The sequence below is a fragment of the Nitrospinota bacterium genome (assembly GCA_016235255.1).
Taxonomy (GTDB): domain Bacteria; phylum Nitrospinota_A; class UBA7883; order UBA7883; family JACRLM01; genus JACRLM01.
On record JACRLM010000079.1, the window covers coordinates 32480 to 53778 of the forward strand.

Here is a 21299-nt window from a genome sequence, read left to right on the forward strand (position 1 = left end):
AGGGCAGGGGGGGAGTTCAAATCTCTCTGTACCAAACGCAAACAGTTTTGCGAATAGTTCAACTATTTGCAAATGTGATTGCGTTTGGAAATATGGATTCCGCCGGCCGGGTTTGATGGAAGAGGCAGCAAATGTGCGGAGCATTCACCGCGCCGCATGCCAGACCGGCAGGCTCACTCCCACTCTATCGTTCCCGGCGGTTTTGTCGTCACGTCGTAAACAACCCTGTTCACCCCGCGCACTTCGCCGATAATTCTATTGGACATGCGGCCCAACACCTCGAAGGGTATCTGCGCGAAGTCCGCTGTCATCGCGTCGCGGCTGGTCACCGAGCGGATCGCGATAACGTTCTCATACGTCCGCTCGTCCCCCATCACCCCCACCGATTTCACCGGCAGGAATACGCCGAACGCCTGCCACACCGAATCGTACAATCCCGCTTTTTTCAGTTCGTCCAATATGATCGTGTCCGCCTTGCGCAATACGGAAAGTTTCTGCTCCGTCACGTCGCCAAGCACGCGGATGGCAAGGCCGGGGCCGGGGAACGGATGGCGCCACACCAGGTCGCGCGGCAGGCCAAGCTCCTCGCCAAGCGCCCGGACCTCGTCCTTGAATAGTTCGCGCAGCGGCTCTATCAAATCAAGATGCAGAAGCTCGCCAAGCTCCAGGTTATGATGTGTTTTTATCACCGCCGACGGCCCTCTGAAGCTCACCGATTCGATCACGTCCGGATAAAGCGTCCCCTGCGCCAGGAATTTCACGTTGGGTATCTTGTTCGCCTCCGCCACGAACACGTCCACGAACGCCGGGCCGATGATCTTGCGTTTGGCCTGCGGGTCCGCCACCCCGGCAAGTTTGCCGAGGAACAGTTGCGATGCGTCCACCTTCACCACTTTTATCTGGAAATGTCTGGCGTAGGCGTTCATCACCATGTCCGCCTCACCTTCGCGCAGAAGGCCGTTGTCCACGAATATGCAGGTGAGCTGATCGCCGATGGCCTCGTGGATGAGCCTTGCCGCCACGGAGGAGTCCACCCCGCCGGACAGGCCGCAGATCACGTTTGCGCTTCCCACTTTTTCGCGGATAGTCTCCACCTGCCCGGAGATGAACGAGCGCATCGTCCAGTCCCCTTTGCAGCCGCAGATGTTGTAAACGAAATTCTCCAGCATGACGGAGCCGTTTGGCGTGTGCGCCACCTCCGGGTGAAACTGGATGCCGTATATCGCTTTATCCTTGTGACGCATGGCGGCCACGGGGGAGTTTTGCGTCTGCGCGATGGTCGTAAAACCGTCCGGCGCCTTTTCAATGCGGTCGCCATGGCTCATCCAAACGTCCTGCTCCGCGCTAAGGCCGGCGAACAGCGGATTGGCCGTGTCGCACGACATTTTTGCCGGGCCGTATTCACGATACGCCGATTTGCCCACCTTCCCGCCAAGAAGGTGTGTGGTCAACTGCATCCCATAACATATGCCAAGCACCGGGACGCCCAGGCCGTACACATTTTTGTCCACCATCGGCGCGTCCGCCGCCGTGACATAGAATGGCGAGCCGGAGAGGATGATCCCCCTTGCGCCGAACGCCTTGATTTTGCCGAACGGGACGTTGCACGGTTGGATTTCGCAATATACACGAGCCTCCCGGACGCGCCGGGCGATAAGCTGGGTGTATTGCGAGCCGAAATCGAGGATCAGGATTTTTTCGTGTTGGGTCATGATTACAAGTCCATGAAAATATTTTCGGAGATCATCGCCTGTCTCAATAAACTGCGAATCGTGCCGGGCGGAACTTCGGAAGAATGCTTTGGAACAATGACTGTCAATGTGCCCTCTGTGGTTTTTTTATAGAACTTTACATGGCTTCCATGTGTCCCTCTTTCGGCAAACCCGGCCGCGATCAGCTTCCTTCTGACTTCCCGGTAAGGAATTGGTTTCAAACCGGCACTTCCACTTCCAGTGTATAGGCCCCCGGTGTGATCGTGGCGATTGGCGGCGTGAAGTGAAGTTCCAAAGCCTCCTTCAGGTTCAATAGGGCCTCTTCCGTTGAATGGCCATGAGAGGCGACGTCAACCTCCACGCACTGGGCGATATACCAGTCATCCTCATGCCACACGAACGCGTTGTATTTTTTTAACATTCAATGAGAACCTTCCAGTAAATGCGCCATATTGTTTTCCACGCCGGTAATGCCGCTGGCCATAAATCACGCTTCAATTATAACAATAAAATGGTCGATCATTTGCAATACACCATCGCCTCCCGCGCACGCCGGGCGATAAGCCGGGTGTATTGCGAGCCGAAATCGAGGATCAGGATTTTTTCGTGTTGGTCCATATTATGTTTCTCATCTCTTTATAAATGCAACAGAGGCATCACCTGTAAGCTTCCTTCCTGTGCGCAACTGCCACTATTTCGATGGTTTTTGCTGGAATGTCCACAATGTATAAAACCCGGTAATCTCCAACTCTAATCCTGTATTCATCCCGGCCACGAAGTTTTACAGCGCCTCTTGGAACGGGTAAACGCGCCAGAGCGGCTATAGCGTTTATTATTCTTTCGCAGACTCTGTCGGGTAAAGCGTCCAGTTCCTTTTCCACCGAGCGCTTAGTCTTCACATAATATGACATCAGGCTTTTCTTTTTTTTCTGTCCGCAAGATATTCCTCCAGCGGCCTTGAAGGCTCATGGCGTCTTTTCTCGATAATGGCGATATCCATCAGGTCTTTGGAAAAATGATTGTCTTCCAGAAGTCCCTCCACAACAGCCTCTTTGTCCTTTTTGGAAAGCGCCTTAAAAGCCATGAGAAATATCTTGGAAGTGGCTTTTGTTGACTCTCGGCTCATTAATTATCTCCTTGAATGGATTATTTCTCCACCGAGTAGTTCGGCGATTCTTTCGTTATCTGCACGTCGTGCACATGGCTTTCCTTCAGCCCCGACGCGGTGATCTGGATGAACCGTCCCTTCTCCCGCAGCGCCTTTATGTTCTTCGCCCCGCAATATCCCATGCCGGAGCGCAGCCCGCCGATGAGCTGATGCACCACGAAAGAAAGCTCCCCCTTGTATGGCACGCGCCCTTCCACCCCTTCGGGGACGAGCTTCACGCCCCCCGCTCGCTTGTCCTGGAAATACCTGTCCGCGCTCCCTTCGGTCATCGCGCCGATGCTTCCCATCCCGCGATACTCTTTGTACGCCCGCCCCTGGAAAAGTATCTTCTCCCCCGGCGCTTCCTCCACCCCGGCGAAAAGCGACCCTATCATCACGCAGTCCGCCCCGGCGGCGATGGCCTTCACGATGTCACCGGAATGTTTTATCCCGCCGTCGGCGATAACGGGCGTTCCGGTCTTGGCCGCTTCCCGCGCGCAATCGTTCACCGCCGTGATCTGCGGCACGCCAACCCCGGCCACGATGCGCGTGGTGCATATGGACCCCGGCCCGATGCCCACTTTCACAGCGTCCGCCCCCGCTTTCACAAGATCGCGCACCGCCTCCGCCGTGGCCACGTTGCCGGCCACGATCTGCAGTTTGGGCCACTTTTTCCTTATGGCCTTCACGGAGTTGAGCACCGATTTGGAGTGCCCGTGCGCCGTGTCTATCACCACTATGTCCAGCCCCACGCTGGCAAGCTCGGCCACCCGCTCCATCTTGTCCGCCCCGGCGCCCACTGCCCCGCCCACGCGAAGCCTCCCATGGTCGTCCTTGGCGGCGTTGGGATACTGTATGGACTTCTCGATGTCCTTGATGGTGATAAGCCCGGCCAGATGCCCTTTCTTGTCCACCACCAGCAGCTTTTCGATCCTGTTCTTGTGCAGGATAGTCTTCGCCTGCTCGAGCGTGGCGCCAACGGGGACGGTGACCAGCTTTTCCTTGGTCATAAGCTCCCCCACGGGCTTTTCCATGTCGGTCTCAAACCGCATGTCCCTGTTGGACAATATGCCCACAAGCCTGGCGCCGTCGGTGACGGGGAATCCGGAGAATCCGTATTTTTCCACAAGCTTGAAGGCCTCGCCCACCCGCTGGCCCGGCTGGAGCGTGATGGGATCGGTTATCATCCCCGTCACGTGGCGCTTCACCTTGTCCACCTCCTTGCGCTGCTTTTCTATGGGAATGTTTTTATGGACAAAGCCGACCCCCCCCTCCAGCGCCAGGGCTATTGCCAGCCGCGCCTCGGTTACGGTGTCCATCGGGGCGGACACAAGGGGGATGTTAAGGGTGATTTTTTTCGTAAGCCGGGCGCCGGTCTGCACCTGCATGGGGAGCACGTCCGAATAGTTCGGGGCCAGCAGCACATCGTCAAAAGTCAGAGCCAGGCGGGTTTCCTTGAATTTGGCTGTCATTTGCGTCATTCCTCAGCTTTTATGGCCTTTTCGCGTGAAACATTATTTATAAAGAAACCCGGCCCCGCGCGCAAGATAAAAACCTGTTTTTAAGGGGGTGATAATAGCGGAGCAAATCCACCTCTGGCCATTCGTCCATGGTTTTGAGGACGCCAGTGGACAACCGTCCATGAATTCCGCGACACTTTACAAGCCGAAAACATCCTCCCGGTAAAAGCGGCCTTCGGAACATGCTGTATTCCCGCGCAATGTGCGCGCCTTGAGTGCATGGCACGGTCTATGCCTGTTGATATGGTCATGGATATGGACAATATGGAGGACTGGAAAATGAAAGCCATGGACAAACTGGGCCGCCTGCTGGCCGTTGCGGCCGTATTCGCGCTGGCGTCGTGCGGCTCCGGGGGCGGGGCGGCGGGCTCCGCGCAAAGCAACAGCGTCTCAGGTTCGGTGATGCTCGATTCCGCCCCGTCGGCAAGGGCCCGGGCCTCATTCTCTCCATCGTCCATGGCGCTCACCGCGTTTGACGGTTCGGTGATCCAGCTTTTGGACAGTTCCGGCGCGATGGTGGCCCAGACCACGGCGGACGCCTCCGGCCAGTTCACATTTCTTGATGTGCCGCAGGGGTCATACACCATAAACGTGGTTGATTCGGCCAGCGGCGCGGTTGTCACCAGCGTGAACGTGGCCCTTATAGAGGGGGACAACGCCTTTATCGAGGGGGTGATAAGCCAGGACGTGGCTTCCTGGACCGTGACATACAGCGCAGGGGACGAATCGCTCCAGAACGACGCCCAGATGCAGATAGCCCAGAACATGGCGGACGCCTCCGGCCAGTCCCTATCCGCCGTCGTCGCCATGCGCGAACAGGGAATGGGGTGGGGTGACATAGCCAACCAGTTAGGGGTGAATCCGGGCCAGTTGGGGCTTGGCGAGGGGCACGACGACGACCTGGACGATGAAAAGACCACTTCGTCGAACTTCGGATCATCCGGCGCGAACGCGGCGGCGGGACAGGGGGCCAACAGCGGCTCCTCCATGGGGATGGACGATGACAGCGACGGCGACAGCGGCCAGGATGACGACGATTCTGACGATAGCGGCGGCAGCGATGATGACAGCCATGGCGGGAACGGGAATGGGAACGGGAACGGCGGCCACGGTTCGGGCAACTGACCGGTTCTTTTCAGCGGGGCAGGGGTCAAACCTGCCCCTTTTATACCGTCCCTGGCATCCCGGAAGCCCAAATGCTACTTGGAATCAGTGTGTAGGGGCGCCGCTTGCCGCGCCCTCTTTATTGGGCAGGGCAAGCCCTGCCCCTACAAAAGCCCTGACCCCGGTTCCTTGCCATAGTCTTTAAGAATCCGTGGTCAGCGACCACGGGGAAGCGCTAATGGAGGCGACCACGGGGAAGCGAGGAGGGATTTTCAAAACAAGGGAATCCGGGGTGAATAACCCACTGGACAGCGCGAAAAATAAATAACCAGAATAAAAAGATGCTTCGCTTTGCTCCGAATGACAGCCCAAAACAAACTGACGCATTACCTGCCCCAAAATGCTCTTTACACCTTTTGCGTGATATTATAGGATTATCAATCAACGTGAAAACAGAAAGAGTAAGGAAAAGAGGTTAAGACGAATATGGCCCTGATCAAGGAGCGGAAGACCGACATCATCGGCAAATACCGCCTAAGCGACAACGACACGGGTTCCGCCGAAGTGCAGATTGCCCTCCTCTCGGAGAGGATCAACGGGCTGACGGAACATTTCAAGACCCACAAGAAGGATCATCACTCCCGCCAGGGTTTGCTCAAGATGGTCAGCCGGCGGCGCCGCCTGCTCGATTACATCAAAAAGCACAAGTTCGACAAGTACAAGTCGATAATCGAGTCGTTGGGCATCCGCCGCTAGGGAACGGCGCGCCGGCGGGGCGCCCGGGATTTACGGCGGATTGCGGAAGAACGCCAAAACTCCGTTTCCGCGCGTCAAGGCGCCGGGTTCCCCTACACACACACTAAAGAAGATAGGAAAAACAGGAAAATGCAAGCTGAAAGACTGGAAATGCAGATAGGGGGCAAGACCCTCTTTATAGAATCGGGCGTGCTGGCAAAGCAGGCGGCCGGTTCGGTGGTGGTGGGCCTGGAGGAGACGATCATACTGGCGGCGGTGTCCGCCGAGGATTCGCCCCGGGAAGGGCTGGGGGATTTTCTCCCGCTCACCGTTGATTACAGGGACAGGATATCCGCGGCCGGGAGGATACCCGGCGGCTTTTTCAAGCGTGAGGCCCGCCCGGCGGACAGGGAAACGTTGACCTCCCGCCTGATAGACAGGTCCATCCGCCCCATGTTCGCCGAAGGGTACGCCAACGAGACCCAGATAATAATCCACCCCCTCTCCTTCGACTATGAGAACGAGACCGACGTGCTGGCGCTCACCGGCGCCTCGGCGGCCCTCATGGTGTCGCACCTGCCGTTCTTCGCGCCGATTTCCGGCGTGCGGGTGGGCAGGGTGAACGGGGAGATGATACTCAACCCCACCATAAAGCAGATGGCCGAGAGCGACATGAACATCGTGGTGGCCGGCACCGAGGAATCGCTGGCGATGGTTGAAGGCGGCGGCAAGGAGATATCCGAGGAGGACCTGGTGGCGGCGCTGGAATTCGCCCACGAGGCCATCAAGAAGATATGCGCGCTGCAAAAAGAGCTGGCCGCAAAGCTTGGCAAACCGAAAATGACCGTCACCCCGGTTGACAAGAGCGCGGACGTGAACCTTGTGGCCCAGAAAGTTGGCGACAGGTTCAGGGCCGCTGCCCTCACCAAAGGGAAGGCCGAGCGCAAAGAGGCGATAAAGGCCCTTCGCAAGATCGTGATCGCGGAGATAATGGCCGGCGCGGCGGACGAAGATCGCGAGGCTGCGTTAAAGGACGCTTTCGAGGTGGCGCAGAAAAATTATGTGCGCCACCTGATCGTCAGTGAAGGCATCCGCGCCGACGGCAGGGGCCTTGCCGAGATACGGCAGATCACCCCGGCGGTGGACGCGCTTCCCCGCACCCACGGTTCCGCCCTGTTCACCCGCGGGGAGACCCAGGCGCTGGTGACCACCACCCTTGGCACCGGACAGGACGAGCTTATGCAGGAGCGGCTGGAGGGCAAAATCACCCGCAGGTTCATGCTCCATTACAACTTCCCCCCCTTCTGCGTGGGCGAAGTGAAAAGGATCACCGGCCCCGGCCGGCGCGAGATCGGGCACGGCGCCCTGGCCGAGCGGGCCATCGAGCCTGTGATACCCACCAAGGAGGCATTCCCGTACACCATCCGCGTGGTCTCTGAAATACTCGAGTCCAACGGTTCTTCTTCCATGGCCTCCGTGTGCGGCGCTTCGCTCTCCCTTATGGACGCGGGGGTGCCGATAAAGGCTGCCGTGGCCGGCGTGGCCATGGGGCTTGTGCAGGAAGGGGAGAAGATCGCCATACTGTCCGACATCCTTGGTCTTGAAGACGCCCTTGGTGACATGGACTTCAAGGTGGCCGGAACGCGGCAGGGGATCACCGCCGTGCAGATGGACATCAAGATCGAAGGCGGGCTCACCGTGGACCTTCTCACCCGGGCGCTGGCCCAGGCGAAGGAAGGGCGGATGCACGTGCTCGGCAAGATGGACGAGGCGATCACGGGCCCCAGGGAGGATCTGAACAAGAACGCCCCGCGCATCCACACCATCAAGATCAATCCGTCCAAGGTCGGCGCGCTTATCGGGCCCGGCGGCAAGGTCATCCGCGGCATAGTGGCGGAAACAGGCTGTCAGATAGACATCGAGGACGACGGCACGGTGCTGGTGGCGTCCTCCAACAAGACGCAGATGCAGGCGGCGGTGCAGCTTATCACCTCCATCGTGCAGGAAGCGGAAGTGGGCAAGGTGTACGTGGGCACGGTCAAGAGGATCGTGGACTTCGGCGCTTTCATAGAGATATTCCCCGGCTGCGAGGGGCTTTGCCATATCAGTGAAATGGCGCACCACAGGGTCGGCTCCGTCCACGACATAATGTCGGAAGGGGACGAGGTGCTGGTAAAGTGCATCGGCATGGAGCCTTCCACCGGGAAGATACGCCTGTCGCGCAAGGAGGCCATGGCCCCCGGTGAAGGCGGCGGTGAAGGTGGAGAAGGTGGCGATGAAAGGCCCCCGAGGCGCGAAGGGGGCGGCGGCGGCGGCGAACATCACAGGCGCTCCGGCGGAGGAAGGGACAGGGAACCCAGGTTTGGCGGGCGGGGTGATAGAGACAACCGCCGTTAACGGCATCCCGGTAATACTCGAAACTCTTCCGTTTTTCAGGTCCGTGGCTTTCGGCGTTTGGGTGAACGCCGGAAGCCGGGACGAAACGGAGGAGAAATCGGGCCTATTCCATTTCCTTGAGCACATGGTGTTCAAGGGCACATCCAGAAGGGACCCGCTGGCCATCAGCGTGGAGACCGATGAACTTGGCGGCCAGCTGGACGCCTTCACATCCCGCGAAGTCACCTGCTACTCCTCCCATGTGGTCGCCGAAAGGCTGGAACAGGCGTTTGACCTGGTCACCGACATCATGATGAACTCCGTGTTCCCCCCGGCCGAGCTGGAGAGGGAGCGCCAGGTGATCATCGAGGAGATCCGGATGGGGGAGGACAACCCCGCCGAGTATATATACGACAAAATGTACCCCCTCCGATGGCCCGGCCATCCGCTCGGCAGGCTCATCACAGGATCGGTGGAGACCGTGGCCGCCTTGAACAGGGACGACTTTATAACCGCCCGGGACAAGTTCTACCGCCCGCCAAGGCTGCTTGTCACCGCCTGCGGCGCGGTGGACATGAAAACGTTGAAGGAGCTTGTGGCGCGCCATTTCGGCGGCCTTCAGGCCGAACCGGGCGAAAGACAAATGGACACTCCCAGGATCAGCCGGGCCTCATATATCATGCGCAAAAAGCTGGAGCAGGCGCACATCCTGCTGGCGGCTCCGGGGCTTCCAACGGACAGCCGCCGCAGGCCGGCCCTTTCCATATTGAACACGGCGTTGGGGGGAGGAGTGTCGTCCCGGCTGTTCCAGAAAGTGCGGGAGGAACTGGGGCTGGCGTATTCCATAAACAGTTTTTACGAGCAGTTCGCCGACGCGGGGCTTTTCGGCGTGTACGCCGCCTGTTCGCCGGAAATGCTGCCCAAACTATGGGACGCGGTTCGCGGCGAGATGGAAAGGGCCTCGGCCCATCCACCCACGGCCGAGGAGATAAGAAGGGCGAAGAACCTTAGCGCCGGGGCGCTTAAAATGTCGTTTGAATCGGTCAATTCCCGTATGTTCCAGATGGCCTACCAGTGGCTTTATTACGGCAAGGCTCTGGCGCCCGACGAGATGCTGGCGGAAATAGAAGGCGTTACGCTCGATGAAGTAAGGGAGCTTGCCGGGGAGTTGCTGGCTGGGAGGGAGTTTACGGTTATAGCGTTAGGGCCTATACACAGACGGCAGGAAAAGCTGTTCGAGATTTAGGTTCCGGCGCGGTAATACTTGCCAAATCCTTGGATCTCAAACTACTTTCCCTGCTTGACCATGTCCGCCACTATCTTGCCGGCGATCTTTTCCGAGTCCACGTGGTATTCGCCTTTGGAAATCTTTTCCTTGATGGCGTCCACCTTCTCCTTGCGCACGTCCGGCGTGTTCTTCACGGCGGTGTTGGCCTTGGCCACTTCCTTGGCGAATCCGGACACGGCCACATTGGTGGCGGTGCTGCTGGACTTGCCAGCTTCGGCGGCGGGAGCGTCGCTCCTGGCGGCTTTCACGGCGGCGGCCTGGTCCCGCTTTTTTAAATCATCCACCCTGGCCTGGTTATAGTTCGGATCGGCTCCAAAAACCTTCACTTTAAATCACCTCCCTCCAATTTTAAGGGCCATCTTCCAAAAATGAAGCCCTGAAACTTCATCTCATTCATTCCTGTTATCTTATCGGACATTCGCGGAACGAACTTTAAATTATTTACCAAAATAAAGCCAGTAATATCAACAAGATAACAAAAATGAGCAAAATAATTTTAGTCAAAATAACGAATCTCGGCCGCACTCTCCGTTAATAAAGCAATTAACGGGCCATGCTTCCGGGAGCGAGCTTCAAACCGTCTCCGGACCGTTCTTTAGCGCCCCCTTAAAACCTTCCGCGAAGCTCACCTGGTTGCGCCCGGCCAGCTTGGCGTTGTACATGGCCCTGTCGGCCATGTTTATAAGCGTGTCGGAATCGTCGCCATCCTCGGGAAATATGGCCGCTCCCAGACTTCCGCTGATCTGGAGTTTGCCCCCCTTAACTATCACCGGGCTGTTGATCTCTTCTACGATTTTTCTGGCTATGTGCTCCGCCGCGGCTGGGTTTGCAAGCTCGTCGAGCACCAGCACGAACTCGTCCCCCCCGAGGCGCGCCACCGTGTCCGAGGCTCGCACGCAGTTTTTAAGCGTCTGGGCGGTGGCCACAAGCACGCTGTCCCCCGCGTCATGGCCATGGGTGTCGTTGATGAGCTTGAATCCGTCCAGGTCCACGAGAAACACGGCCAGTCTGCCGTTGTGCCGCCTTGTCCTTTCCACGGCAAGGCCCAACGTCTCGTCGAGCAATATCCGGTTGGCAAGCCCCGTGAGCGGGTCGTGATGGGCCATTTTGCGCAATTGGTTGGCGCTTTCGGCCAGCCGCGAATTTACATCGGTCAGTTCCCTGGTGCGTTCGGCCACTTTCGCCTCCAGTTCCCGTTCCGTGCGGGTGAGGGCCTCTATCATCGCCAGGCGCGCGCTATAGGCGTCCGCCTGGGCCAGCTCCTTTTCTTTCCTCAACGCGTTGACCCGGTCGGCCAGGGCGAAGGAAAGCAGGAGCATTTCCAGCCCAGAGCCTATGAGCATGGAGTATTTTGTGAAAAAGTTGGTTGGCAGCCAGCCAAGATTCCTGGATCCGAGCGCCGCCACGCCCACAAGGAGCATGGACCACGCCAGCAGGAAATAGCGCGCCGCCGAGAATCCCCGCACAAGGCACACCACGCCGCTTGCCGAGGCCGCCGCGGCGAAAACGACGCCGGTGGCGGAAGTTGCGATGGCGTTTATCTGGTATGGGGTGGCCGGGATGGTGATGAAAAGGGCGGCGAAGACCATCTGGCACGCGGCCAAAAGCTTGTCGAGGGCGGGGGCGGAACGGCGGACGCCGAGGAATTCGCGGGAGAACACCGCGCCGAAAAATCCCGCCGCGTCAAACCCGGCCACGCTGGCCACGTTGCCCCATATGGTGAAGTCCGGCCAGAGATATTCGTATCCCAGACCGTTCCAGGACATCTGCCCCACAGCCATGGAGCCTACGAAAAGGATGTAGTAAAGGTAGCTTCTGTCCAGCAACGATATGTATAGAAGCAGGTTGTACGCGAACAGGGCGGTGAGCGCGCCGAAGTAGAACAGCAGGGCCATATAGGCGCCCCGGCTGGCGTGATGGAAAAGGTCCGCCGGCCAAAGCAGCGTCCCCACCGTCAGGCTCCCCTGCGATTCCACCCTGATGAAGACGTCCACCCGGTTTTCCGGAGCCAGGCGCAGCGGGAACACGAAGTTGCGGTGGGGGTAGGGCCTTTGGGCGAAGGGGACAGTGTCGCCGGTGGCGTGGCTTTTGATCACCTTGCCGCTTGACGGATCGACGAAAAATACCTCCACCTTGTCGAGCGTGGGGAACGGGATCTCCAGCATCCAGTCCGGCGACCCCCCGGGGACACCCTTGAGGCTGGCGTGCAGCCAGAAAGCCGATTTTGAATAGCCGAAATTCGGCTCGCTTTCGCCGATGGGGGCAAACTTGCCGGCCCGGGCCTGCCCGATGGCGCCATCGAGGGTCAATCGGCGCGTGGTGTCTTCCAGCCAGGAAAATACCGGAGCCTCCGGGGCCTGTTTCTGTGCCCGGCCGGCTCCGGGGAAGAGAAGGACACCGGCCATGAACGCCGTCGCGAAAACTTTTGTCATTAGCTTGATGTTTTTCATATTTTGCCCCCGCCACCGCAATGGAGGGACACCCTGTAATTTAACGTAAAACCGCCGGCGTGGCGTGATTTTCCATCACCGCCGCATCTTGTCCATCAGTTCCTGCTTGCGCAGCATATACAGGGTGCGGTCTTTTCTGAAAAGTTCAATGGCCTCGTTGAACACCTCCTCCTGGGCGGGATTCATGAAAAGGTGGTGTGGATACCCAAGCTCGATGAGGGCTATCGCCTTGTCCAGGAACACCTGGCAATGGGGGCAGATGGAGCCGCAACAGTATTCCACTTCTTCCGCCGGCAGGCCTGTGAACTTTGCGACAGAGGCGGTCATGCTTTCCCCGGCGTCGTGCCCGTGGGCGCTTTTCTCCCGTTCATGTTTCTCGTGGCGGAGCTTTTCAGCCGCCTTGGCCTGGTCGCGCATCTTGCCGAAAAGGTCGCCCATAGACGAGCTCCTTTCCTGAGTGTTTGTTATTTATGGGGCGGAAGGCTTTTGACTCCGATCCTCTCGCCGTTTTTCAGCCTGAAACGGGACAGCATCTTGCGCAGGTCCGCCACTTCGGAGGCCAGGCTTTGCGCCTCGTTGGTTGTCTCCGTGGCGATGGCGGCGTTTTTCTGGGTCACTTTGTCTATATTGGATATCCCTTCGTTGGCCGAGGAAATGCCTTTTGCCTGTTCCCGCGACGCGTCGGCGATATGTTCCACAAGGTCTGTCACTTTCGTCACGGCTTCCACGATCTCGTTTAGCGCTCCGGCCGTCCGCGAGGCTATCTCAGAGCCGCTCCGGGAGCTTTCCACGGATCCTTCGATCAGTTCCTCCGTCTCCTTGGCCGCCTTGGCGCTTCTGGCGGCCAGGTTTCGCACCTCTTCGGCCACCACGGCGAAACCCTTGCCGTGCTTGCCGGCCCGGGCCGCCTCCACCGCCGCGTTCAAGGCCAGCAGGTTGGTCTGGAACGCTATCTCGTCTATCACCTTTATTATCCTGGAAATATTCTGGCCGGATATCACTATCCTGTCCATCGCCGCCACCATTTCGTTCATCTGCGTATTCCCCTTGGTGGCCGCCTCCCGGGCGCGCGACATCAGGCTGTTGGCCTGCCCGGCGTTGTTTGCGGTGAGGTTTATCTGGGAATACATTTGCTCCATGGTGCTAGAAAGGGCCTCCAGCGATCCCGCCTGCTCGTTGGCCCCCTCCGCCAGCGATTCGCTGGAGGTGAGCACCTCCACCGACGAAAGCGCGATCTTTTGGCCTGTCTGGTTTATCTGCGTGATCAGCGCGTTGAGGTTGTCGTTTGTCTTGGCCAACCCGTCGCGGATCACCCCTTCGGCCTCAAAGGTGAAGTCGCCAGCGGCCAGCCTGTCGAACGCGGCCACAACCTCGTGCTGGAGGGTTTCGGCGAAATGGTCCATCGCGTCGGCCACCTGGCCGATCTCGTCATGCCTGTCCATGTGAAGCCGTTCGCGCAGGTTGCCTTTTTCCAGCTGGCGGATCATGTTGATCAGCCGGCTGATGGGGGCCACCACGATTTTGGACAGGATGAACAGCACCAGCGAAAGGAGTATCGCCAGCTCCAGCAGGTGGGAGAGGGATATCTTGATTGTGTCGGACTGTATTTCCTTTTCCATCTCCTCAAGGGAGATGAGCATGCTGATCGCCCCGTTCACGTCGCCTGCTTTCCCCTCGTGGCAGTTAAGGCAGTTGACCCCGCCCCGGTTTTCCGACACCAGGAATGGCACCACCGCCCGCAGTTTCTTTATCCCCCCGCGTTCCACGATCAGGAATTCCGGTTCGCCGGTCTTGAGCACCTTGCGGTCCACCTCGTCCACCGGAAGCTCCCCCGGCAGCCCTTCGCCGAACTGTTCGACCACGGTGGAACTGCGGAACACCCGGATTTCGTCCAGCCCTGTGGTGGTCTTTTTGATAAGGTCTATGAAAAGCCCCCTGTCGGCGATGGCGCCTTGCTCCATCATGGCGTTAAGGGAGCTTAGGACGGTCTCCGCCACGGCCTTGGCGTTGCTTTCAGCTTCCTTGATGGCCTGGTCTTTCTGGCGGGAGACAGAGGAAACAATGTTGAAAAGGGACGAGGCGGCGAAAACGACCGTGAGCAGGACGGCAAGTTTGACGGAGAGTGTCTTGTTTTTCAGAAAATCAAGGTTTTCCAGCCAGTTTTTCATCCACCCAATCCGAATCCGGCCCAGAGGCCAATTCAATCGCCGCCGCCATGGCATTCATGCGGCGCTACACACCCCTATATATGACCAGCCTTTGTAAATATTGTTTACCCAAAAAAGGCGAGACTGGCCCCATATTATGTCTCATATCCGTGGTTTATGGTAGAAATTTCTTCAAGGTTTGTTTTTTTCGTGTGGGAGCGCGGGCGGTCGCCCAGCCGTTCAAAACAAATTCTTTTACCAACCGGATTTACTTTGTCTCTTTCTCCCTTTTGAACCCAATCTTGTTGCGGGCTGGAACGGCAGGATTCATCAACCGCCGGATTGCGTCGAACACAACCTTGAACTGGGCGTCGTATTTATTTTCAAGGTCGTTAAGCTTGCGGGCCAATTTTGCGTTTGATGCAAGCAACTGACGCAGCCTGACGAACGTTTTCACGATCTGTATGCTGGTTTGCACCGCCAAAGGACTGTTTATAACTGTGGCAAGCATTACCGCGCCATATTCTGTGAATGCATAAGGCAGATTCGGAGAAAACTTGAGCCGCATTAGGTGGTCGCAATTTGCGACCACCTCCGCCTTCTCGTGTTCCGTCAGTTGAAACATGAATTCTTCAGGAAAACGCTCCCTGTTACGCTTCACCTGTTCATTCAATCGCCGGGTGGTGACGCCATAAAGCGCCGCCAGATCGGTGTCCAGCATGACCTTTTCGCCACGCATGAGCAGGATTTTCTTTTCGATCACTTCAGTGGGGACAAGAGCCTTCATTTTTTCTCCATCCATGAGGATCAAAATTATGGCGATATTAACATATTGGATCCGGCGCAGTGTTCTTCAATCCGTCTTATTTGCGGCGCCGTCATCTTGCCTGCAACTGGAACCGTTTCATCCCGGAAAGGGAGAAGAAAGTAACTGAATCTTTAAGGCAAAAAGCGCCCTTGAGTTATCGCGCCCTCGTAATATTCAACCCCTTCCTGTCACCGCCAGGCGTATCTTGCGCAGCATCCCTTCGAGGGTCTTAAGCTCCTGGCTGTCCGGTTCGCCACGTCTGATTATGTCCATGATCTTGCGCGATGAGCCGTCCACCGCTCCGGGATTTGCAAAGCCTGTCATCTCGAGCATGGCGGCGAGCCTTTTGTGGAACCCCTCCTTTTCCCCCAGCGTGGGATAAAGGCGCTCTCCTTTTTTTTCAGGGCGCGGCGCGCCATGGGGTTCGTCCCGCAAGAACTCGTACAGCGTCACCGCCACCGACTGCGCCAGGTTGAGCGACGGATATCCGGGATCGGACGGGATGGTGATGAACGCATCGCACATCCCGGCGTCTTCGTTGGACAGGCCGAATTTCTCCGAGCCGAACACAAGCCCGATGTCCCCCTCTTTCAAATGGGCGTCCCGCGCCGCCTCCATAAGCCCCAGGGAAGGCTTTTTAAGCCTGCGCGGGCGCCTTGTGGCGGCGTACGAGAATGACAAAGGTTCCAGCGCCTCTTCCAATGTGGAGAGCACTTGGGCCCGTTCGATGACCTCTTCGGATCCCGGAGCCATTTTTACGGCCTCCAGATGGGCCCGCGCGGTGGGATTGACAAGGGTAAGACGGGCAAGCCCGAAATTTTTCATCACCCGGGCCGCGGCGCCGATATTCCCCGCATGGCGTGTGTTCGCCAGGATCACGCAAAGCCGGCCGCGGTAAGGGGGGGATTTGGCCAATTCAGCTTTTCTTGGAAAGGAACGAGAACACCTTGCGGACGATGCTTGCTTCCCCCACCTCCTTTTTCACGGTGCTCATGGGGTCTATCAGCCCAAGAAGGAAGGAGCCGATGATGATTTCGTCCCCGGGGGAGGCTTCCACCTTGTCCACCTTTTTGCCGTTCACAAGCGTGCCGTTGTTGCTCCCCAGGTCCTCGATGACAAGCTTGCCCGACGACACATGGATTTTCGCATGCTTGCGGGAGACCAGCGGATTGTCCAGCCGCACGTCCGCCTCCTGGGTCCTTCCTATAATGACCGGAGACTGCGTCACCTCGTATCTCGCGGTCTCCTGCCCGGCCTCGGTGACGGTGAGAAAAAGGGTTTGCCCGGCCATGAACGCCATGGTCCTCTCCCCATCCGCGAAGGGGTCCGCCGCTTTGGGAGGAGGCGCGGGCTTATGGCGCGAGAACACAAGCTTCACGGTGCCTATCATGAATTCGTCGCCATCGTTCATTTCGCTTTTCGCCACCCTGGCTCCGGAGCGCAGTGTGCCCACGTGGCTGCCCATGTCCTCCATGAAATAGCGGCCGTTCACAAACACAATCTGTGCGTGGCGGCGGGAGACATAGCCTTCGTTCAGGCGGATGTCCGCCTGGGCCGACCGGCCGATCACCAGCGGAGAGGTGAGCAGGTCATACACCACCGGCGGCTTGCCGGCCTCTTCCACAGTAAGCTTGGCCTGCCCGGCCGCTTCCATCTTCACGGTGCCGGTGGTGGGGGCATGGCCTTCCCATTCGACAGGGATGTCCCCCGTCACCTTTCCGTTTGTGTATTCGTGCCCGGCGGCTTGCGGCTCTTCGCCTCCCCAAAGGATCCTGAACACTTTTTGCGGGCCGAGCTTCCCTTTTATGTTCGTCTCCTGGGAAAAGACTATCGAAAACTCCGGCGTGTCCTTTACGAACTGGTATGTCTCCTCCGATATCAATATCTGCCTGGGTTTGGCCAATGATTCGAAGCGCTGGGCGGTGTTCACAACGTCGCCGTACACGTCGTTTTTCTCCACGATCCCCCTGCCGGTGTTAAGGCCGCACCGGATAAGAAGCTCCGGATGTTTTTTCGCCTGGTTGAATTCGGCGAAGCCAAGCTGGATGCCGATTGCGGCGCGCACGGCTCCCGAAGGGTCCATGAAGTATGAAAGGGTTCCGTCCCCCATGGTCTTGACCAATGTGCCGCCGTTGGCGGAGACGATGGGGAAAATGATGTCGTAATGATTTTTAAGAAGCGAACGCATCTCAAGGTCGCCGAGCGCCTCGCTCATCCGCGTAGAGCCGGTCAGGTCGGTGAAAAGCACGGTGATGTCCCTTGTGAACTTGCGCTGGATGAGGGATTCGAGCTTTTCCTTTTCTTTAAGGAGCGCCCCCAGGTCCACCTCGATGGACTTGTCCTCGCCCCCTTTTTTATCTTCGGCCATTAAAGCTTTCTTCGCCGCTATATGTTAAATTGGTTTCATTTTAAGCCTTGCCCGTCAATAGTTTACTAGCTTGGTGATGCAGATACAAGACAAGACGTCGCATCAGAACGCCGCGCCGCGGGGGGTGTTCGCATGGGCCCTTTACGACTTTGCGAACACGGTGTTCTCCATGAACATCATCTCCCGCTATTTCCCCCTATGGGTGACACAGGGACATTCGGCGCCGGACATTTATTTTTCCGCCACTCTTTCAATCTCCATGTTGTTAGTGGCGGTCACCTCTCCGGCGTTGGGCGCCATGTCCGACACCACGGGGCGCAGGCTCGGGCCTCTTATGTGGCTCACCGGGGCCTGCGCCGCCGCCACGGCGTTGATAGGGCCGGTTGATTCGCTTTTGACGGGGCTGATTCTCTTTGCGGCGGCCAATTTTTGCTACCAGTCGGCCATGACGTTCTATTACGGCCTGCTGCCGTCGGTATCCGAGGGGAGTTCGGCTTCCAGGGTGGCCGGTTACGGCGTATCTTTGGGATATCTTGGGGCCATAGCGGCGTTGGCCATGGCCATGCCGGTGGAGAGTGTTTTCGGGAACGGCGCAGTGTACCCGGCCACCGCGCTTATGTACCTGGCGTTCTCCATCCCGATGTTCAGGCTTTTACGCGATCCGGCTCCGGTGGCAGGCGCCAGGGTGGACATAATCGGGGCTTTCAGGACCTTGGCGCGCACCTTCGCCGGAGCCAGGCGCAACAGGAGCGTATTCATTTTCCTTGGGGCCAACTTCCTGATACTCGACGCTGTGCACACGGTGATAGCCTTCATGGCGATCTACGCCTCGTCGGTGGTGGGGTTTGAAAGCGGGGAACTCAACATTTTCCTGATGACATCAACGGTCGGCGCGGCGGGGGGGTCTTTGCTGTGGGGATGGGCGGCCCACAGATGGAGCCCGTTGCGCACGTTCGGATGGGTGTGCGGGATGTGGCTTTTCACCATGCTTTTAGCGTCGGTGTCGGTGAACAAGGACATGTTCTGGATGGTGGGGCCGCTGGCCGGGGCGGCGCTGGGGGGTGTGTGGGTGGCGGGTCGGTCGGCGCTGGCCCAGATGGCGCCAGCGGACCGCATAGGGGAATATTTCGGGCTGTACAACATGGCCGGCAAGGCGGCGGCGATAGTGGGCCCCATGACCTGGGGGGCGGTGGTCTATATTTTTTCCCCGCTTGGCGGCACAATCCCCCACAGGATGGCGATACTTTCACTGGCCGTTTTTATCGCCGCCGGATGGAGGGCGCTGCGCCATATCGAATACGCCGGGGCAAAGTGAATTTTTACAAACTAAACTCTTGAAATTTGCGGCGGAAAGCTTTATAAAGTTACGAGCCGCATGGAATTAATTGTCACGCCAGTGGGTATAAGGGCGTGAAAAATTGCCGGACAGGCTAAAGGGGGATTAGCTTTCGCGCGTGGCTTTCGCACGCCCGTAGATTCAAGCCGTCATGCAATTGATTAAGCAGGGATTTTGTATGCGCGTGAAGGGACTCCTTTGCGCGCCAACGATGGAGAGAGCTTGAAGAAAAGAATTTTGGGCGCCATGAGCCTGGCGCAAATGCTGCTGATCCTGTTCTCCGGATCAATGGCGGTGGCGTTCGTGTTCATAATCTCCGCCTCTTCATACCTTAAGGAAAAAGCGGTGGCGGACCTCACCCAGGACGACGCGCGCAGGGTGTCCGGCCTTGTTTTTCAAAGCCTGTACTCGGCCATGAGCAAAGGGTGGAACAAGGACGAGATACAGGAAATCATCGCCCGGCTCAACAAGAACGACTGGGAGATGATCATCCGTGTGTTCCGCGGCAAGCCGGTGATACACCAGTTTGGCGAAATCACGGGCGAAAAGGAGATACGCGATAAAGACCAGAACCTGCGGGACGCGCTGTTCACGGGGAAAGAATATTTCTCCGCCGAGGGGGACAGGATACGCTACATCTACCCCGTGAAGGTGCGGGAAGAATGCCTGCGGTGCCATACGGACGCGAAGGTGGGGGACATCAACGGCGCAATAGACGTGGACTTCCCCGTCAAGAACCTGAAGATATCGCTAAGCTTCATCCTCAATGTGGTGAGCGCCTCTTTCGCGGCGTTGCTGATCGTCCTGTTCGTGGTGTTGCACCTTATCCTCCGCCAGTTCCTTGCCAAGCCGCTCATCCAGCTTGTGGGCATAATCCAGGAGATCATACGCCACACGGACCTTTCCCGCAGGCTGCCTCAGGACTCCGGCTTTGTCCGCGAGCTGGGGATGCTCTCCACGTATTTTAACGACATGCTCACCACCATGCAGGACTACAGCCGGCAGCTTGAGGAGCTTTCCATCCGCGATCCGCTCACAAGGCTTTACAACCGGCGCAAGTTCGAGCAGTTCCTGGCCCACGAGGTGAACAGGTCGTTCCGGCACAAGCGCTATTTCTCGCTGATTATGCTGGATGTGGACAATTTCAAGCACATCAACGACACCTATGGCCATCCGGTGGGGGACCTTGCGCTAAAGGAGCTTGCCATGACCCTGGAGGCCGGCACGCGGGACACGGACATCGTGGCCAGGATCGGCGGGGACGAGTTTGCCATCATCCTGCCGGAGACCATACAGGAAAACGGCGTGCTGGTGGCCGAGAAGCTGCGCAAGATGATCGCCGCGGCGGACATAACCTTGCCTGTGGGCCGCATTCGCATGTCCGCCAGTTTCGGGCTTGTGGCCTTCCCGGACAACGGGCAGACCATGGATGAAATGTCCATCGCCATGGACGTGGCCATGTACAAGGCCAAGAAAAAGGGAAAAAACCGCGTCGCCACCATCGACATCAGCGAGAAGGAGATGGTGGCCGACACGTACAACCAGGGGGAACGGATACAAAAGGCGCTGGAGGAGGACCGGCTGGAAGTCCATCTGCAGCCCATAATAGACACCATGACAGGCCACGTGTACGCCTATGAGACCCTGGCGCGCATCCGGGAGGATGGCGCAATCATCCCCGCCGGGCAGTTCATCGAGGTGGCGGAGGAATTGGGCCTTTCCGAGGCGCTGGACAGGCGGATGCTGGAAAAAGGGATACAACTGCAGCGCAGCCTTGCCAACGTGAAGGGCAAAAAGCTGTTCTACAACCTTTCGCCCAGGACCTTCGGCAACGACAAGCTCATGCGCGGCATTCCGGGGATGTTCCGCGATGCGGGCATCTCGGTGGAGGACGCGGTGTTCGAGATCACGGAGCGCGAAGCGCTGCCCCATTTGGGCGAACTGAGCGCGTTCCTCAACGAACTGCGCAACGACGGGATGCGGTTCGCGCTGGACGATTTCGGCAGCGGATTCTCGTCGTTCATTTACTTAAAGTACCTTACGGTGGACTACATAAAGATCGAGGGGAGCTTCGTGCGCCACCTCGCCGTGGACCCTTCCGACAGGATCATGGTGACCCACATCAACGGCATGGCGCATGATTTCGGCATGAAGGTCATCGCCGAATTTGTGGAGGACGAGGCGGCGGCGCAGATCCTTCGCGAGTTGAAGGTGGATTACGCCCAGGGCTATTATTACGGCAAGCCGATGTCCAGCGAGGACATGAAGGGGAGCGCTTAGGGGAGGGGAGAGTTGGACTGCCCAATAC

Annotated in this window: 18 protein-coding genes; 5 read left to right on the forward strand and 13 right to left on the reverse strand. The window is 58.1% G+C overall.

Translation table 11 applies throughout. The features are described 5' to 3' along the window. Positions 1 to 173: 173 nt before the first annotated feature. From guaA to guaB, 6 genes are all read right to left on the reverse strand, one after another. The gene (gene guaA / locus HZB29_10510) at positions 174 to 1715 is read right to left on the reverse strand and encodes a glutamine-hydrolyzing GMP synthase (protein ID MBI5816023.1); all 1542 of its coding nucleotides are present in this window, start codon (positions 1713 to 1715) and stop codon (positions 174 to 176) included. Beyond that, the gene (locus HZB29_10515; protein MBI5816024.1) at positions 1715 to 1933 is read right to left on the reverse strand and encodes a type II toxin-antitoxin system HicA family toxin; all 219 of its coding nucleotides are present in this window, start codon (positions 1931 to 1933) and stop codon (positions 1715 to 1717) included. The genes guaA and HZB29_10515 overlap by 1 nt, the downstream gene beginning before the upstream one ends. Further along, a complete protein-coding gene (locus tag HZB29_10520; GenBank protein MBI5816025.1) occupies positions 1930 to 2133 on the reverse strand; it encodes a type II toxin-antitoxin system HicB family antitoxin in 204 nt (67 codons plus the stop codon). Before HZB29_10520 ends, HZB29_10515 begins: the two co-directional genes overlap by 4 nt. Before the next feature lie 235 nt (positions 2134 to 2368). Beyond that, a complete protein-coding gene (locus HZB29_10525) occupies positions 2369 to 2593 on the reverse strand; it encodes a type II toxin-antitoxin system RelE/ParE family toxin (protein ID MBI5816026.1) in 225 nt (74 codons plus the stop codon). Between the two features lie 29 nt (positions 2594 to 2622). Continuing rightward, positions 2623 to 2838: a hypothetical protein gene (locus HZB29_10530; GenBank protein ID MBI5816027.1), complete on the reverse strand. Its 216-nt coding sequence runs from the start codon at positions 2836 to 2838 to the stop codon at positions 2623 to 2625. A gap of 20 nt (positions 2839 to 2858) precedes the next feature. After that, complete coding sequence (guaB, locus tag HZB29_10535) at positions 2859 to 4331, reverse strand: IMP dehydrogenase (GenBank protein ID MBI5816028.1); 1473 nt, start codon at positions 4329 to 4331, stop codon at positions 2859 to 2861. Between the two features lie 297 nt (positions 4332 to 4628). Here guaB and HZB29_10540 point away from each other — a divergent pair, with 297 nt between their 5' ends. The 3 genes from HZB29_10540 (at position 4629) to HZB29_10550 (ending at position 9840) form a co-directional block, all read left to right on the forward strand. Next, positions 4629 to 5504 carry a hypothetical protein gene (locus HZB29_10540; protein ID MBI5816029.1) on the forward strand — a complete coding sequence of 292 codons (876 nt, stop codon included), beginning with the start codon at positions 4629 to 4631 and terminating at the stop codon, positions 5502 to 5504. A 465-nt stretch (positions 5505 to 5969) separates the two neighbouring features. Continuing rightward, entirely contained in the window at positions 5970 to 6239 is a 270-nt protein-coding gene (gene rpsO, locus HZB29_10545; GenBank protein MBI5816030.1) for a 30S ribosomal protein S15, read from the forward strand. 2221 nt (positions 6240 to 8460) lie between these two features. After that, entirely contained in the window at positions 8461 to 9840 is a 1380-nt protein-coding gene (locus HZB29_10550; GenBank protein MBI5816031.1) for an insulinase family protein, read from the forward strand. A gap of 41 nt (positions 9841 to 9881) precedes the next feature. On the opposite strand, the gene flgM is transcribed toward HZB29_10550, so the two are convergent. The 7 genes from flgM to HZB29_10585 all read right to left on the reverse strand — a co-directional run bounded on the left by flgM (position 9882) and on the right by HZB29_10585 (position 17655). Beyond that, positions 9882 to 10208, reverse strand: a complete 327-nt coding sequence (gene flgM, locus HZB29_10555) for a flagellar biosynthesis anti-sigma factor FlgM (protein MBI5816032.1) — start codon at positions 10206 to 10208, stop codon at positions 9882 to 9884. A gap of 246 nt (positions 10209 to 10454) precedes the next feature. Continuing rightward, entirely contained in the window at positions 10455 to 12332 is a 1878-nt protein-coding gene (locus HZB29_10560) for a diguanylate cyclase (protein ID MBI5816033.1), read from the reverse strand. Positions 12333 to 12407: 75 nt separating this feature from the next. Next, on the reverse strand, positions 12408 to 12770 hold the full coding sequence (locus tag HZB29_10565; protein MBI5816034.1) for a hypothetical protein: 363 nt from the start codon (positions 12768 to 12770) through the stop codon (positions 12408 to 12410). Between the two features lie 26 nt (positions 12771 to 12796). Next, on the reverse strand, positions 12797 to 14500 hold the full coding sequence (locus HZB29_10570) for a HAMP domain-containing protein (protein ID MBI5816035.1): 1704 nt from the start codon (positions 14498 to 14500) through the stop codon (positions 12797 to 12799). Between the two features lie 247 nt (positions 14501 to 14747). After that, positions 14748 to 15266, reverse strand: a complete 519-nt coding sequence (locus HZB29_10575; protein ID MBI5816036.1) for an ORF6N domain-containing protein — start codon at positions 15264 to 15266, stop codon at positions 14748 to 14750. Positions 15267 to 15461: 195 nt separating this feature from the next. Beyond that, positions 15462 to 16166, reverse strand: coding sequence for an RNA methyltransferase (locus tag HZB29_10580; GenBank protein ID MBI5816037.1), 705 nt, complete (start codon positions 16164 to 16166; stop codon positions 15462 to 15464). 37 nt (positions 16167 to 16203) lie between these two features. Then, entirely contained in the window at positions 16204 to 17655 is a 1452-nt protein-coding gene (locus tag HZB29_10585; protein ID MBI5816038.1) for an FHA domain-containing protein, read from the reverse strand. Between the two features lie 76 nt (positions 17656 to 17731). Between HZB29_10585 and HZB29_10590 the strand changes: the two genes are divergently transcribed. Further along, positions 17732 to 18970, forward strand: coding sequence for an MFS transporter (locus tag HZB29_10590; GenBank protein ID MBI5816039.1), 1239 nt, complete (start codon positions 17732 to 17734; stop codon positions 18968 to 18970). Positions 18971 to 19237: 267 nt separating this feature from the next. Beyond that, complete coding sequence (locus tag HZB29_10595) at positions 19238 to 21271, forward strand: EAL domain-containing protein (protein ID MBI5816040.1); 2034 nt, start codon at positions 19238 to 19240, stop codon at positions 21269 to 21271. Positions 21272 to 21299: the final 28 nt, after the last annotated feature.

Excerpts from the sequence above, each read along its gene's own strand:
- HZB29_10520 (MBI5816025.1), bottom strand. The coding sequence starts at position 2,133 with ATGTTAAAAAAATACAACGCGTTCGTGTGGCATGAGGATGACTGGTAT.
- HZB29_10530 (MBI5816027.1), bottom strand. The coding sequence starts at position 2,838 with ATGAGCCGAGAGTCAACAAAAGCCACTTCCAAGATATTTCTCATGGCT.
- guaB (MBI5816028.1), bottom strand. The coding sequence starts at position 4,331 with ATGACAGCCAAATTCAAGGAAACCCGCCTGGCTCTGACTTTTGACGAT.
- HZB29_10540 (MBI5816029.1), top strand. The coding sequence starts at position 4,629 with ATGGATATGGACAATATGGAGGACTGGAAAATGAAAGCCATGGACAAA.
- rpsO (MBI5816030.1), top strand. The coding sequence starts at position 5,970 with ATGGCCCTGATCAAGGAGCGGAAGACCGACATCATCGGCAAATACCGC.
- HZB29_10560 (MBI5816033.1), bottom strand. The coding sequence starts at position 12,332 with ATGAAAAACATCAAGCTAATGACAAAAGTTTTCGCGACGGCGTTCATG.
- HZB29_10565 (MBI5816034.1), bottom strand. The coding sequence starts at position 12,770 with ATGGGCGACCTTTTCGGCAAGATGCGCGACCAGGCCAAGGCGGCTGAA.
- HZB29_10570 (MBI5816035.1), bottom strand. The coding sequence starts at position 14,500 with ATGAAAAACTGGCTGGAAAACCTTGATTTTCTGAAAAACAAGACACTC.
- HZB29_10575 (MBI5816036.1), bottom strand. The coding sequence starts at position 15,266 with ATGAAGGCTCTTGTCCCCACTGAAGTGATCGAAAAGAAAATCCTGCTC.
- HZB29_10585 (MBI5816038.1), bottom strand. The coding sequence starts at position 17,655 with ATGGCCGAAGATAAAAAAGGGGGCGAGGACAAGTCCATCGAGGTGGAC.
- HZB29_10590 (MBI5816039.1), top strand. The coding sequence starts at position 17,732 with ATGCAGATACAAGACAAGACGTCGCATCAGAACGCCGCGCCGCGGGGG.
- HZB29_10595 (MBI5816040.1), top strand. The coding sequence starts at position 19,238 with ATGAGCCTGGCGCAAATGCTGCTGATCCTGTTCTCCGGATCAATGGCG.